Annotated in this window: 16 protein-coding genes; 12 read left to right on the top strand and 4 right to left on the bottom strand. The window is 56.0% G+C overall.

Annotated features, from left to right (window positions below; translation table 11 throughout):
• The first annotated feature begins 39 nt into the window (after positions 1 to 39).
• The 7 genes from pstC to CPA59_RS22640 all read left to right on the top strand — a co-directional run bounded on the left by pstC (position 40) and on the right by CPA59_RS22640 (position 6185).
• Entirely contained in the window at positions 40 to 999 is a 960-nt protein-coding gene (pstC, locus tag CPA59_RS22610; RefSeq protein WP_038663992.1) for a phosphate ABC transporter permease PstC, read from the top strand.
• The gene (gene pstA, locus CPA59_RS22615) at positions 999 to 1886 is read left to right on the top strand and encodes a phosphate ABC transporter permease PstA (protein WP_038663989.1); all 888 of its coding nucleotides are present in this window, start codon (positions 999 to 1001) and stop codon (positions 1884 to 1886) included. The genes pstC and pstA overlap by 1 nt, the downstream gene beginning before the upstream one ends.
• 94 nt (positions 1887 to 1980) lie before the next feature.
• Complete coding sequence (gene pstB, locus CPA59_RS22620) at positions 1981 to 2757, top strand: phosphate ABC transporter ATP-binding protein PstB (protein ID WP_038920726.1); 777 nt, start codon at positions 1981 to 1983, stop codon at positions 2755 to 2757.
• Between the two features lie 13 nt (positions 2758 to 2770).
• Positions 2771 to 3502 carry a phosphate signaling complex protein PhoU gene (gene phoU / locus CPA59_RS22625; protein WP_033568181.1) on the top strand — a complete coding sequence of 244 codons (732 nt, stop codon included), beginning with the start codon at positions 2771 to 2773 and terminating at the stop codon, positions 3500 to 3502.
• A 239-nt stretch (positions 3503 to 3741) separates the two neighbouring features.
• A complete protein-coding gene (locus CPA59_RS22630) occupies positions 3742 to 4578 on the top strand; it encodes an ABC transporter substrate-binding protein (protein ID WP_038663987.1) in 837 nt (278 codons plus the stop codon).
• A gap of 103 nt (positions 4579 to 4681) precedes the next feature.
• Positions 4682 to 5425, top strand: coding sequence for an amino acid ABC transporter permease (locus CPA59_RS22635; protein WP_369831440.1), 744 nt, complete (start codon positions 4682 to 4684; stop codon positions 5423 to 5425).
• Between the two features lies 1 nt (position 5426).
• Positions 5427 to 6185, top strand: a complete 759-nt coding sequence (locus CPA59_RS22640; RefSeq protein ID WP_038663985.1) for an amino acid ABC transporter permease — start codon at positions 5427 to 5429, stop codon at positions 6183 to 6185.
• A gap of 4 nt (positions 6186 to 6189) precedes the next feature.
• Here CPA59_RS22640 and yieH read toward each other — a convergent pair whose 3' ends face one another.
• Entirely contained in the window at positions 6190 to 6858 is a 669-nt protein-coding gene (yieH, locus tag CPA59_RS22645) for a 6-phosphogluconate phosphatase (protein WP_038663981.1), read from the bottom strand.
• 273 nt (positions 6859 to 7131) lie between these two features.
• On the opposite strand from yieH, the gene CPA59_RS22650 reads away from it, so the two are divergent.
• Positions 7132 to 8469, top strand: a complete 1338-nt coding sequence (locus CPA59_RS22650; protein ID WP_042861745.1) for an NCS2 family permease — start codon at positions 7132 to 7134, stop codon at positions 8467 to 8469.
• A 62-nt stretch (positions 8470 to 8531) separates the two neighbouring features.
• On the opposite strand, the gene CPA59_RS22655 is transcribed toward CPA59_RS22650, so the two are convergent.
• Positions 8532 to 9272: a 4'-phosphopantetheinyl transferase superfamily protein gene (locus CPA59_RS22655; RefSeq protein WP_038663974.1), complete on the bottom strand. Its 741-nt coding sequence runs from the start codon at positions 9270 to 9272 to the stop codon at positions 8532 to 8534.
• A 58-nt stretch (positions 9273 to 9330) separates the two neighbouring features.
• On the opposite strand from CPA59_RS22655, the gene CPA59_RS22960 reads away from it, so the two are divergent.
• Positions 9331 to 9543, top strand: coding sequence for a hypothetical protein (locus CPA59_RS22960; protein WP_127350766.1), 213 nt, complete (start codon positions 9331 to 9333; stop codon positions 9541 to 9543).
• A 30-nt stretch (positions 9544 to 9573) separates the two neighbouring features.
• Here the strand turns inward: CPA59_RS22960 and CPA59_RS22660 are convergent, their stop codons facing one another.
• Together CPA59_RS22660 and aegA are read right to left on the bottom strand one after the other, a co-directional pair.
• Positions 9574 to 10107 (bottom strand): 4Fe-4S dicluster domain-containing protein, encoded by a 534-nt coding sequence (locus CPA59_RS22660; RefSeq protein WP_038920722.1) that lies wholly within the window; start codon positions 10105 to 10107, stop codon positions 9574 to 9576.
• Positions 10104 to 12107 carry a formate-dependent uric acid utilization protein AegA gene (gene aegA, locus CPA59_RS22665; RefSeq protein WP_107760737.1) on the bottom strand — a complete coding sequence of 668 codons (2004 nt, stop codon included), beginning with the start codon at positions 12105 to 12107 and terminating at the stop codon, positions 10104 to 10106. The genes CPA59_RS22660 and aegA overlap by 4 nt, the downstream gene beginning before the upstream one ends.
• Positions 12108 to 12713: 606 nt before the next feature.
• Here aegA and CPA59_RS22670 point away from each other — a divergent pair.
• From CPA59_RS22670 to CPA59_RS22680, 3 genes are read left to right on the top strand one after another with little or no spacing between them, the layout of a single operon-like run.
• Entirely contained in the window at positions 12714 to 13385 is a 672-nt protein-coding gene (locus CPA59_RS22670) for a CsgG/HfaB family protein (protein WP_038920719.1), read from the top strand.
• A gap of 18 nt (positions 13386 to 13403) precedes the next feature.
• On the top strand, positions 13404 to 13757 hold the full coding sequence (locus CPA59_RS22675; protein WP_038920717.1) for a DUF4810 domain-containing protein: 354 nt from the start codon (positions 13404 to 13406) through the stop codon (positions 13755 to 13757).
• Positions 13758 to 13760: 3 nt separating this feature from the next.
• Positions 13761 to 14420 (top strand): DUF799 domain-containing protein, encoded by a 660-nt coding sequence (locus CPA59_RS22680; protein WP_038920716.1) that lies wholly within the window; start codon positions 13761 to 13763, stop codon positions 14418 to 14420.
• Positions 14421 to 14589 lie beyond the last annotated feature (169 nt).

Here is a 14589-nt window from a genome sequence, read left to right on the forward strand (position 1 = left end):
TTATCTGAAAAACGCAGTTATCTGAAAGAAGAGAGACGTATGGCTGAACACAAGCCAACCATTACACCTCCGGGAAAACAGGGCGACATTCTCTTCGGGGCGCTGGTCAGACTGGCGGCCCTATTGACGTTGCTGTTGCTGGGCGGAATTATCGTTTCCCTGATTTTCGCCTCCTGGCCGAGTATCAAAACGTTTGGTTTCTCCTTCCTGTGGACCAAAGAATGGGATGCGCCCGCCGGGCAATTCGGCGCGCTGGTACCGATTTACGGCACCATCGTGACCTCGCTGATCGCGCTGATCATCGCCATTCCGATTAGTTTCGGTATCGCGCTGTTCCTGACGGAACTGGCGCCGAGCTGGCTGAAACGTCCGCTGGGCGTGGCGATTGAGCTGCTGGCCGCGATCCCGAGTATCGTCTATGGCATGTGGGGGCTGTTTGTGTTCGCCCCGTTGTTCGCCAAGTATTTCCAACAACCGGTAGGCAACGTGCTTTCCAGCATCCCATTGGTCGGCACCCTGTTCTCCGGGCCGGCGTTCGGCATCGGTATTCTGGCGGCCGGCGTGATTCTGGCCATCATGATCATCCCCTACATCGCCGCGGTAATGCGCGATGTGTTCGAACAGACGCCGGTGATGATGAAAGAATCGGCCTACGGTATCGGCTGCACCACCTGGGAAGTTATCTGGCACATCGTGCTGCCGTTCACCAAAAACGGCGTGATTGGCGGCGTTATGCTGGGGCTGGGACGTGCGCTGGGCGAGACGATGGCGGTGACGTTTATCATCGGCAACACCTACCAGCTCGATAGCGTCTCGCTCTATATGCCGGGCAACAGCATCACCTCCGCGCTGGCTAACGAATTCGCCGAAGCCGACACCGGGCTGCATACCGCCGCGCTGATGGAGCTGGGCCTGATCCTGTTTGTGATTACCTTTATCGTGCTGGCCTGTTCGAAGCTGATGATCATGCGTCTGGCTAAAAACGAAGGAGCGCGCTGATGGCGAGCATTGGCATTGAAAACCGTTCTGACTCGCTGGAAACCCGTCGCAAGATGCAGGCCTGGCGCCGTCAGAAAAACCGCATCGCGCTGTGTATGTCGATGCTGACGATGGCGTTCGGTCTGTTCTGGCTGGTATGGATTCTGATGTCCACCGTGACCAAGGGCATCGACGGCATGTCGCTGTCGCTGTTTACCGAAATGACGCCGCCGCCCAATACCGCTGGCGGCGGTCTGGCCAACGCCATCGTCGGCAGCGGCCTGCTGATCCTGTGGGCGACGCTGTTTGGCACGCCGCTGGGGATCCTGGCCGGCGTCTATCTGGCGGAATACGGCCGTAAGTCGCTGATCGCCGAAGTGATTCGCTTTATTAACGACATTCTGCTGTCGGCGCCGTCGATTGTGGTGGGGCTGTTCGTTTACACGCTGGTGGTGGCTAAAATGGAGCACTTTTCCGGCTGGGCGGGGGTGATTGCGCTGGCGCTGTTGCAGGTGCCGATCGTAATTCGCACCACCGAGAACATGCTGAAACTGGTGCCGGACAGCCTGCGTGAAGCGGCCTACGCGCTGGGGACGCCGAAATGGAAGATGATTTCGGCCATCACCCTGAAGGCGTCGGTTTCCGGCATCATCACCGGGGTGTTGCTGGCGGTGGCGCGTATCGCCGGGGAGACGGCGCCGCTGCTTTTTACCTCGCTGTCGAACCAGTTCTGGAGCACGGACCTGATGCATCCGATCGCCAACCTGCCGGTCACCATCTTCAAGTTTGCCATGAGTCCGTTCAAAGAGTGGCAGGGGCTGGCGTGGGCAGGGGTACTGCTGATCACCCTATGCGTGCTGCTGCTGAACATTGTGGCGCGCGTGCTGTTTGCCAAGAAGACGCATTAGTCAGCAACATTAAAAAAATTACCAGCAACATTAATGAATATCCGGGCGTCGCGCAGGCGGCGTTCGCCAGATTCGCCAGAAGAGAGAAGTCTTGATGAGTATGGTCACAGAGACATCCGCCAGCAAAATCCAGGTGCGCAACCTGAACTTCTATTACGGAAAATTTCATGCGCTGAAAAACATCACGCTGGATATCGCCCAAAACCAGGTGACGGCGTTTATCGGTCCGTCAGGGTGCGGCAAGTCCACCTTGCTGCGCACCCTGAATAAAATGTATCAGCTCTATCCGGAGCAACGCGCCGAAGGCGATATCCTGCTGGATGGCAACAATATCCTGACCGATAACCAGGATATCGCGCTGCTGCGCGCCAAAGTGGGCATGGTGTTCCAGAAGCCGACGCCGTTTCCGATGTCGATTTACGACAACATCGCTTTCGGCGTGCGCCTGTTCGAGAAACTGTCGCGTGCGGAGATGGACGAGCGCGTACAGTGGGCGCTGACCAAGGCGGCGCTGTGGCAGGAAACCAAGGACAAGCTGCACCAGAGCGGTTACAGCCTGTCCGGCGGTCAGCAGCAGCGTTTGTGCATTGCCCGCGGTATCGCCATTCGTCCGGACGTGCTGCTGCTGGACGAACCCTGCTCGGCGCTGGACCCGATTTCCACCGGCCGTATCGAAGAGCTGATTTCCGAACTGAAGAAAGACTATACCGTGGTGATCGTGACGCATAACATGCAACAGGCGGCGCGTTGTTCCGACCATACGGCGTTTATGTATCTGGGCGAGCTGATTGAGTTCAGCGATACCGATACCCTGTTTACCGCGCCACGGCAGAAACAGACCGAAGATTACATCACCGGTCGTTACGGTTGATTACGGGAGTATCATGGAAAATCTCAATCTGAACAAACATATTTCCGGTCAGTTTAATGCCGAGCTGGAAAGCATCCGCACCCAGGTGATGACCATGGGCGGGCTGGTGGAACAGCAACTGACCGACGCCATCACCGCCATGCATAACCAGGACGCGGAACTGGCGCAGCGCGTGATCGAAGGCGACGCTAAAGTAAACATGATGGAAGTGAGCATTGACGAGGCGTGCGTGCGCATCATCGCCAAGCGCCAGCCTACCGCCAGCGACCTGCGTCTGGTGATGGCGATCATCAAGACCATTTCCGAGCTGGAGCGTATCGGCGATGTGGCGGACAAAATCTGCCGCACCGCGCTGGAGAAATTCTCCCATCAGCATCAGCCGTTGCTGGTTAGCCTGGAGTCGCTGGGCAACCACACCGTACAGATGCTGCACGATGTGCTGGACGCGTTCGCCCGTATGGACCTGGACGAAGCCAAGCGCATCTACATGGAAGACAAGAAGGTGGATAAAGAGTACGAAGGCATTGTGCGTCAGTTGATGACCCACATGATGGAAGACTCCCGCACCATTCCCAGCGTGCTGACCGCGCTGTTCTGCGCCCGTTCCATCGAACGTATCGGTGACCGTTGCCAGAACATCTGCGAGTTTATTTTCTACTTCGTCAAAGGCCAGGACTTCCGTCATCTGGGCGGCGACGCGCTGGAGAAAATGTTGGCGCAGAAAGACGCCGAAAAACCGGAATAAGTCTGGCTTGCTGCCGATGATGCTCTCAACGCCCCGCCAGTGCGGGGCGTTGTCATTGGTAACGTCGCATCTGTATCACTGCATCGTCGCCCTGTCACCCGTGGTTGCCACCAACCGGATATAACATAAGTTCATATTATGGGTGTTTATGTTATTTCCGGTGCGTCAGAGCCGCTGTTAGCCTGCATTCATTGAGTTAACAATCGTTTATGAACAGCGGCTTATAGGCGGATAATAAGATGAAAAAATCTCTTTTGGCATTTTCTCTCCTGGCAGGACTGGTTTCTCTCTCTGGCAACGCGCAGGCCGACAAGCTGGATGACATCCAGAAAGCGGGCGTGGTGAAAGTGGCGGTGTTCGACAGCAATCCGCCGTTTGGTTATGTCGATCCGCAAAGCAAAAAGTTGGTGGGCTACGATGTGGATGTAGCTGAAGCCATCGGCAAGGCGCTGGGCGTCAAAGTAGAACTGCGCGCCACCAACCCGGCCAACCGCATTCCGCTGCTGAGCTCGAAAAAAGTGGATCTGATTTCAGCCAACTTCACCATTACCGACGAGCGCGCCAAACAGGTCAATTTCAGCGTGCCCTATTTCGCCACCGGCCAGAAGTTCATCGCCCGCAAAGGCGTGCTGAAAACGCCGGACGATATCAAAAATCTGCGTATCGGCGCCGACAAGGGCACCGTGCAGGAAATCACCCTGCGGGAACACTACCCGACCGCCAAAGTGATTTCCTACGACGATACCCCGCTGGCGTTCACCGCGCTGCGTAACGGCAACGTGCAGGCCATCACGCAGGACGACGCCAAGCTGGTCGGGCTGCTGGGCAACCTGCCGGCGGCGCAGAAAGCCGACTTTGAAATTTCTCCGTTCAGCATCACCAAAGAGTATCAGGGCATCGGTATTCCGAAGGGTGAAGATCGCCTGACGCAGAAAGTGAATGACATCCTGCTGAATCTGGAAAAACAGGGTGAGGCGGTGAAGATTTATAACCGCTGGTTTGGGCCGGAAACGCCGTCTGCCCAGCCGCGCGGCGATTTCAAAATCGCGCCGCTGGATCAGCAACCCAAGGCTTGAGTACGTTGCTATAGCATTCTCCATCCGATAGTTGTTACCGTAGTTTCTTACTTGATGGTTGTGATTTGCCCCCGGATCCATCCCGGGGGCCTTCTTGTTTATGATGACTGATGAATCTACCCGACAATGGCTGACCGACTGGCTGCTGGCGCCGCAGTATCTGCAATGGCTATGGCAAGGCTTTCAGGTCACGCTCGGTATAGCCGCCGCCACCGTGGTGTTGGCGACCGCGCTGGGGCTGGTGCTGGCGGCCGGCCGTGATAGCCGTACGCCGCTGCTGCGCTGGCTGGCGATCGCCTATTGCTCCCTGTTTCGCAACACCCCGCTGCTGGTGCAGTTGTTCTTCTGGTACTTCGGCGCGGCGCAGTTGCTGCCTGCCGGGCTGATGCAGTGGCTCAACAACCCGCACGTGATTCCGCTACTCGGGCTAAACGGGCCGTCGTTTGAGTTTCTGGCCGGGTTGTTTGGCCTGACGCTCTATTCCGCCGCCTTTATCGCTGAAGAGATTCGCGCCGGCATCGCCGGCGTGGCGCACGGCCAGAAATACGCCGCCTGCGCGCTGGGGCTGACCGGCTGGCAGGCGATGCGCTATGTCGTATTGCCGCAGGCGCTGCGCATCGCGCTGCCGCCGTTGCTCGGCCAGTACATGAACGTAATTAAAAACTCATCGCTGACGATGGCGATCGGTGTGGCGGAGCTGTCTTATGCTTCCCGCCAGGTGGAAACCGAAACCCTGCGTACGTTTCAGGCGTTCGGGGTGGCGACGGTCTTTTATATCGCGGTGATCGCCCTGCTGGAAGGCTGGGGACAGTGGCGTCAGCACCGGCAACCGCTAAAGGGGCACTGAGATGGATTTTGCGATCATCCGCGACAATTTTAGCTACCTGATGTGGGGCACCTTTCCGGACGGTCCGCTGGGCGGCGCGGCGCTGACGCTGGCGCTCAGTTTGATGGCCGGGATCGCATCGGCGGTGTTGGGCACGGGGCTGGGGGTGGCGCTGGCGATGTGTCGCGGCTGGGCTGGCGGGCTGCTGGCGATGGTACTGGGCTTTTTCCGCGCGATTCCGGTAATCATGCTGATTTTCTGGACCTACTTCCTGCTGCCGATCCTGTTTGGCGTCGATATCCCCGAAATCACCACCGTGGTGTGTGCGCTGGCGTTAATCGCTTCCGCCTACCTGGCGCACGGCGTGAAAGCCGGCATCGTAGCGATAGGGCGCGGCCAGTGGCAGGCGGGGATGTCGCTGGGGCTGGGACGTTGGCAGACGCTGTGGCACATCGTGTTGCCGCAAGCGCTGCGCATGATGGTGCCGTCGTTCATCAACCAGTGGATCTCCCTGATTAAAGACACCTCGCTGGCTTACATTGTCGGCGTTGGCGAGCTGACTTTTCTGGCGACTCAGGTCAACAACCGCAGTATGGTCTACCCGACCGAAGTGTTCCTGTTTATCGCGTTGGTCTATTTTATCTTTTGCCTGTTGCTGGACCTGCTGGCGCAGGGCGTCAGCAGGCGTTTTCGCGCCGGGCCGAAACCCGCCCGGCGCCGGCTATTCGGCGGACGCAAACCGGCAAGCACGCCGGAATCGCTGTTGCACGAATCCGCCTGAGCCGTCAGGCGGCGGTCAGCGTCCAGCCGCGTGCCTGCCACAGCGCCGGTAACTGCGCCATGTCGTGGAACATCGTCACCAATGGGTGATGGATCGGCGCGTTATGTTCGTCGGCGCAGTAGTAGAACACCGGTATGCCGGCGGCAATGCCGGCCTGCGTGCCGGAGACCGAATCTTCCACCAGAATGCAGTTTTCCACCGTCACCCCCATCTGCTGCGCGGCGTGATGCAGCAACGCCGGGTCCGGTTTCCATTTGCCGATGTCGTAGCCGCTGTACAGATGCTCGCCAAAGAACGGCAGCAGGCCGGTCAGCCCCAGCGAATGCTGCATTTTGCTGACCGGGCCGTTGGACACCACCGCGGTGGGCGTTTGCAGCGCCGCCAGTACGTCCCGCACTCCCGCAATCGGCTGCAGCGAGAGATCGAACAGTCGCGCGACTTCCTGGCGGAAATGGCGTTCCATCTGCTCGGTTGAAACCGTCAGGCCGAAACGCTCGCTGATGCGATCGATAATGTCGTAGAGCTTCATGCCTTTGAAGGTTTTGATCACTTCATCCAGCGGCAACTGCACGCCGTAAGGAATAAAGATATTGATGTAGGCCTGGCAGCAAATGACTTCGCTGTCCACCAGTGTGCCGTCGCAGTCGAAAAATACGCATTCAATCCGGGACATGGGCATTCCTTGTTGAAGGACGAAAATCCCCACTTTACCTGACTGACAGGATAATGCGATGTTTGTGGAAATACGGGACTTGCTGACGCTTATCTCTGTAGCGGACAAACGTTTTCCCGTCGGGAAGTGAGGCGAAACCGCTGCGAACAGGCTGGAGATATAGAAAATTGTTATCGTCGGGAAAAAAAAGCCCGCCGGCGCGTTAACTGCTCCGCATTTTGGTATAGGATACCGGGCGATTATCTTTCCTTTCTTCTCTTTGGGTCATTTATCATGGATAAATCTCAGTCTGGTTCCGCTGCTGAGCAGGGGCTGCTGGATCGCGTGTTCAAACTGAAGCAGCACGGCACCACCGCTCGTACCGAGACCATTGCCGGGTTCACCACCTTCCTGACGATGGTGTATATCGTTTTCGTCAACCCGCAGATTCTGGGTGCCGCCGGGATGGACACCAAAGCGGTGTTTGTCACCACCTGTCTGATCGCCGCCTTTGGTAGTATTTTCATGGGTCTGCTGGCTAACCTGCCGGTGGCTCTGGCGCCGGCGATGGGCCTGAACGCCTTTTTCGCCTTTGTCGTGGTCGGCACGATGGGTCTGCCGTGGCAGGTCGCGATGGGCGCTATCTTCTGGGGCTCGGTGGGTTTCCTGCTGTTGACGATATTTCAGGTTCGCTACTGGATGATCGCCAATATTCCGCTCAGTTTGCGGTTGGGCATCGCCAGCGGCATCGGCCTGTTTATTGCCATGATCGGGCTGAAAAACGCCGGGATTATCGTGCCGAATCCGGAAACGCTGGTGTCGGTCGGCAAGCTGACCTCGCATAGCGTGCTGCTGGGCGCGCTGGGCTTTTTCATTATCGTGGTGCTGGCGTCCCGCAACATCCATGCGGCGGTGCTGATTTCCATCGCGGTGACCACGCTGCTGGGCGCCCTGCTGGGCGATGTGAAATTCTCCGGCGTGTTCTCCATGCCGCCGAGCGTCAGCAATGTGGTCGGTCAGGTGGATCTGGCCGGGTCGCTGAATCTGGGCCTGTCCGGGGTGATTTTCTCTTTCATGCTGGTGAACCTGTTTGATTCCTCCGGCACCCTGATTGGCGTGACCGACAAGGCCGGTCTGGTGGATGCCCGCGGCAAATTCCCGCAGATGAAGCAGGCGCTGTATGTGGACAGCATCAGCTCGGTGGCTGGCTCGTTCATCGGCACGTCGTCCGTGACCGCCTATATCGAAAGCTCTTCCGGCGTATCCATCGGCGGTCGTACCGGTTTGACGGCGGTGGTCGTGGGGATTCTGTTCCTGCTGGTGATGTTTCTGTCTCCGCTGGCGGGCATGGTGCCGGCGTATGCGGCGGCGGGTGCGCTGATTTATGTCGGCGTGCTGATGACCGCCAGCCTGGCGCGCGTTAACTGGGATGACCTGACCGAATCCGTACCGGCGTTCGTGACCGCCGTGATGATGCCGTTCACCTTCTCTATTACCGAAGGCATCGCGTTGGGCTTCATTTCCTATGCGGTAATGAAAGCCGCGACCGGCCGCTGGCGCGACATCAGCCCGTGCGTCATCGCCGTGGCGGTGCTGTTCCTGCTGAAAATCGTGTTTATCGACGCCCATTAATCACTGGCGAGCCGGGATTACCCCGGCTCGCTTGTTGGCGTCCTTTTCCGTTCTCCTGCCGGCTACATCGCGTACTGCGGCGGGGCGTTTTCCGTCGCGTGGCTGCTCAGTTTGATATAGCGCCGCGACTGACGCTGCTGCTGGACGATTTCGCCGGATTTCCGCATGCCGTAGGCCGAGGTGTAGTTCCACATCACCAACCGGTCGAGGCGAGGCGTATGGGCGCAGGCCCAGGCCAGATAGTCATCAATATCACTGATCACTTCCACATCCGGAATATGCCGCGACCGCAGGCGACCTGAGGCCGGATGCAATTTCAGCGATTCCGGACCGCCGGTATTGAAACCGGGAATTTTCAGTACCGACTGACGAATAGTGCATAACTGGGTGGCGGCTTCCAGCGGATCAAGCTGGGCGTCGATCCAGGCTTTTTCCGCGTGGGTCTGCGTTTGCAGATGCGACGGCGTTTCACGACTCCAGACGCGGACAATTTCCACGTCCATGCCCACTTTCCCTTCCTCGCTGAGCAGGATTGCGATGGTGTTTCCTGCGTAGCCGAGGCTGAAATCAGGCAGATGCGGATCAACAAAACAAGGTCTGCCATTCGGCGAAACCATTAGTGGCGGAAGAACCGGATAACCGAAGAAATAAAACATCATCTCTGCCAGCAGCGCGCGGCTTTTCAGATAGCGCTCGCGGCGCTTCACTGAAAAGCTGTGCGTGGATGAAATCAGGTCATCCGATAACCGCTGCAGATCGGGTAACGCTTCCGTGCTTGCCCACCTGACGAAATGACAGGTCATATTCACTCCATGATGCCAACGAAAAAAACCTGATAATTTTTAGTAGAATGACTGCTCTGTGAAGTTCATTTCCGACGCAAATGGTCAGACAAATATCTGTGCCAAAGAGAAACTGGCGGATAAATCGGCGATAATTATCTATGTCCGAGCAGAATACGTCAAAAAGCACATTTTATTAAAACTGATTTTATTTTATTTGAAACCAAAATCGGGCTTACATCACATCATGTCAATAGGGCGCGGCGACACGGCCTGCGCCGCTTGCCCGTGAACGCATCCTGGCATCACGGGCAAAAAGGCATCAGCGCAAATGGATATCCGCGTGATGCCAGGCGGAACGTTGCTGTTTTTCAAGAACCCGTTCGGCCAGCGCCTGCGTCGTTACCAGCGTCAGCGCCGACGTTGGGCACACGCGCACACAGGACGGGCTGTCGGCGACGCCGATGCAAAGATCGCATTTATGGACTTCACTGCCTGATAGCGATGGGGCAGGCGTCTCGTCATCGGCTGATCGCGACACCACATTGATGGCGCCGAACGGGCAGGCGATGACGCAACTTTTGCAGCCAATACACCGCGACGAGATGACCTGAATGCTGTCTTGATGCTGCACCAGCGCATCGTGCGGGCAGACGCTGGCGCACGGTGCGTTTTCACACTGATGGCACAGCACGGGCGTGCTCACGTTAGCATTTTTAATTACTTTAAGGCGCGGAAAAAAATGCGATTTATGCAATTTTTGTTGGTTCCCGCCCGCGTGGGCGACGGCACAGGCGATTTCACAGGTGCGGCAACCAATGCATTTGGCGGCGTCCGCAATCACAAACTGATTCATGGCCGATTCTCCTGCTGAACTACCGTGTCGACCGGTAGCGACATGTTCTGACTCTCCAGCCCCATCACCCGCAGCATGCCTTGTGCGGCCTTGCGGCCATCGGCGATGGCGGTGACCACCAGATCGGCGCCGCGCACCACATCCCCACCGGCGAATACCTGAGGATGGTTGGTCTGGCAGGGGTGTCGGTTACCGGATTGCGTGGTCGTAATGTGGCCCCAGCGATCCTGCTCGATATGGGCGTCCTGCAGCCACGGCATGCTGTGCGTCTGGAAACCGAACGCGGTGATCACTGCGTCCGCCGGCTGAACGAACTCGGAGCCGGGCACCGGTTTCGGCCGGCGGCGGCCGCTGGCGTCCGGTTCACCCATTTCGGTACGTATCAGGCTGATCCCGCACACTTCCCCGTCATCATTCAGACAGATCTTGAGCGGCTGAACGTTGAACAGAAATTCCACGCCTTCTTCACGGGAGTTTTTCACTTCCTTACGCGAGCCCGGCATGTTGGCTTCATCACGACGATAGGCGCAGGTGACCGACGCGGCGCCCTGACGAATCGAGGTACGCAGGCAGTCCATGGCGGTATCGCCGCCGCCCAGCACCAGCACCCGCTTACCCTGCATCGACACGTAAGGTTCGTCGGGCAGTTCAGGTAATCCCATTACCCGCTTGGTATTGGCGATCAGGAACGGCAGCGCGTCGTACACGCCGGGAGCGTCTTCATTTTCCAGCCCGGCTTTCATTGAACGGTAGGTGCCGACGCCGAGGAATACGGTGTCAAACTCCGCCAGCAACTGCGTCATGCTGATATCGGTTCCCACTTCGGTATTAAGCCGAAACTCGATCCCCATGGCGCTGAATATTTCCCGACGCCGGGTCAGCACTGACTTGTCCAGCTTGAAGGCCGGAATGCCGAATGTCAGCAGCCCGCCGATTTCAGGATGCCTGTCAAACACCACCGCCTGTACGCCGTGCCGCGCCAGCACATCGGCGCAGGCCAGCCCGGCCGGTCCGGCGCCGATGATGGCCGACCGCTTGCCGGTGGGTTTGACCCGGCTCAGGTCGGGCTGCCAGCCCATGCTCATCGCGGTATCGGTGATATAGCGCTCAATGTTGCCCACGGTTACGGCGCCGTAACCTCTACCCAGCGTGCAGGCGCCTTCGCATAACCGATCCTGTGGGCAGACCCGGCCGCAAATTTCCGGCAGGCTGCTGGTGCGGTGCGACAGTTCGACGGCGTCGAGAATGCGCCCTTTCTGCACCAGTTGCAGCAGCTCGGGAATATTATTGTGCAGCGGGCAGGTCCATTCGCAGACGGCGTGCTGGCCGCAGTGCAGGCAACGGCTGGCCTGATCGAGGGTTTGTTCGGCGTTGAAGCCGTGATAAATCTCGTTAAACGTGCTTACCCGTTCTTCCAGCGGTTTTTTTACCGCATCCCGGCGCGGCCAGTTTTTACGCTTGTCCAGCGGGCTACACGCTATCTCGGTAAAGGTAGGAACCGCGCGCGGCGTGCCGGGAATGGCGGTTTGCGCCATCCGCAGTTGCTTCGTGCGGCGCTGTTCTTCTAGTGAGCGTTCACTTACCAGGTGAAGCGCCTGAGTGGGGCAGGCTTCCACACAGGCCTGTCCTTGCGGACGCCCAATGCAAAGGTCGCATTTATGGGCGGTAGCACCCTGTGGCTGGCTTTCGACAGTAATGGCGCCGAACGGGCACGCCAGCACGCAGGTTTTACAACCGATGCACTTTTCGGCAACCAGTTGAATGCCATCCTGCTTTCTGATCAGCGCCTGCGTGGGGCACACTTTCGCGCAAGGAGAATCTTCACAATGGCGGCAGGTCACCGCGGTATGTTGTTCTCCCTGATGAAACACCCTGATCCGGGGGTGAAAATCGTCCCTGTTTTCCGGATAACGCCCGTGATTATGGGAAATCACGCAGGCAATCTCGCAGGCATTACAGCCGATACAATCCTTCGCATTTGCGATAACAAACTGATTCATATCCTCTCCCGACATGTACAGCATGGGTGTGCGTATGACCCGCCGGTCATTTTCAGGCATGCCTTCATCAAATTAAGTAAGTGTGTGCTCACTTAATCAATGCGGGATGTCTGTTGCGATTACAGGCTGCGTTACGCCGGAGCTGCCGGCCGGGCAGGCGAAAGGTGACGAAACCAGCCTGAGCGGGTCACTTAGAAAGTGATTCTGGAAGGGGCCTGGTACCTGTCTCGTCAGGAGAAAAAATAACGATCCCCTCAGTTATTGGGGTTTATCCTAGCGACTCGGGTCGGCATGAATCTTGATATAGAACAGATAATGTGGGGTAAAAATAACCAAAATTTTTCATGCAGTTATCAAAAAAGATAAAAATGCAGCCAGATATAGCAATACATGGTGAAAATTTTATTAATCGAAAAAGGATCGTGAGAATCTTTATGTTTTTTCAGGATATTTAATTTAGTTTTGGATGTGAAATATGTGGTTACTTATCTTAACGTTAAGCATAATGGTTCCCGCCGTTGGCTGGATGCTGGCGTTATCAGGCATCTACCTCATTCATGGGAAACGCTGACCGGTATAACAATAAATTGAATAAGGGATTGGTCTATGAATAAAAAGGTCGTTTTTTGTTCTATGGTCATTACCGCCACCCTGCTGGGCGGATGTGCCACAGAATCTTCACGTACCGTGGAAACTCCTAAAGTTGTGTCCTACAGCACGCCTTATCAAGGCGTCCGCAGCCCTATTTCGGTTGGGAAATTTGAAAACCGCTCCAACTATATGAACGGCATTTTCTCCGATGGCGTAGACCGTCTGGGGAATCAGGCTAAAACCATTCTTGTCAGCCATTTACAACAAACCGGCCGCTTTAATGTGTTGGATCGCACCAACATGGACGAGCTGAAAACGGAAGCTGGTATTAAAGGCCAGGCGCAGACATTAAAAGGCGCCAATTACGTTGTGACAGGGGATGTAACTGAGTTTGGTCGCAAGGAAGTCGGCGATCAGCAACTGTGGGGCATTCTGGGTAGAGGCAAATCACAGATCGCCTATGCCAAGACCACACTGAATATCGTGAATGTTCAGACATCCGAGGTGGTGTATTCCGTTCAGGGTGCCGGTGAATATGCGCTATCAAATCGTGAGATTGTCGGGTTCGGTGGCACCGCCAGTTATGATTCGACGCTGAATGGCAAAGTACTGGATTTGGCGATTCGTGAAGCGGTTAACAACCTGGTTGCAGGCATTGAAAGCGGCGCATGGCGTCCATCGAATTAAAGGAATGGGAAAATAATAATGTTATTCAATAAAAAGACAGCACTGTTGTTGGCCGCAACTTTACTGGCAGGGTGTGCTTCAGCACCTAAGACCATCTATAGCTGGGATAATTATCAGACTACACTTTATCAATATTATCAGCAGGATAAAAACAGCCCTGAAGAGCAGATTGCTTCTTTGCAGAAGTCAGTAGAAGTTGCTAAATCACAAAACAAACCGGTGCCCCCAGGATTGCATGCTCAATTAGGTCTGCTGTATGCCAAAACAGGCCGCGGTGTGGATGCCCGTCAGCAGTTCGAGACGGAAAAATCATTATTCCCCGAATCCGCCCCTTTCATGGACTTTCTGTTGAGCAAGAACAAAGGAAAATAAGCAATGAACCGTTTTTTAGCATTAATCAGTCTGATGGGTGTGCTGGTTCTTACTGGCTGTGCCAAGCCGCAACCTTATGATTATACTGCTTTCAAGCAAAGCAAACCGAGAACTATTCTGGTATTGCCGCCGCTGAACCACTCTCCGGATGTGAAAGCTGGGACCAGCTTTCTTAGCCAGGTGACGTACCCGTTAGCAGAATCAGGGTACTACGTGTTGCCTGTTGCCGTGACTGACGAAACCTTTAAACAGAATGGTCTGACAACTGCTCAGGATATTCATGCAGTTAGCGTAGCGAAGCTGCACCAGATTTTCGGAGCAGATGCGGCTCTGTATCTTGATATTACTGACTATGGCTCAAAATACATGGTCATAAATAGTGAAACCCGTGTTACAGCTAGTGCGCGCTTGGTGGATTTGCGCAATGGTAAGGAGCTATGGAAAGGCAGTGCGACCGCCTCCACCAGTGAACAGCAGTCGAATTCTAACAACGGCATTGTCGGTCTGCTGGTTCAGGCTGCCGTTGCACAGATTGCCAATACCATTACCGATAAAGGCCATGATATTGCGGGTATCACCAGTGTACGTCTGTTGACGGCCGGTGGTCCTTCTTCCCTGCTATATGGCCCGCGTTCACCGATGTACGGGAAAGAAGCTAAGTAATTATATTATTTTCCCGAACTGATAACTGAGAAAACCGTCCATGGCAGCATGGGCGGTTTTTTTACTTTTTATGCATAACGTTTCCTCTCTTAATTGTACCCCTAAATGGCCGGCAACCCTGTTGCCATATCAGAAAACCTTACTATGCTTTGTTGATGATAATTAAAGA

The organism is Dickeya sp. Secpp 1600 (genome assembly GCF_003049805.1).
In the GTDB taxonomy this organism is placed as follows: domain Bacteria; phylum Pseudomonadota; class Gammaproteobacteria; order Enterobacterales; family Enterobacteriaceae; genus Dickeya; species Dickeya fangzhongdai.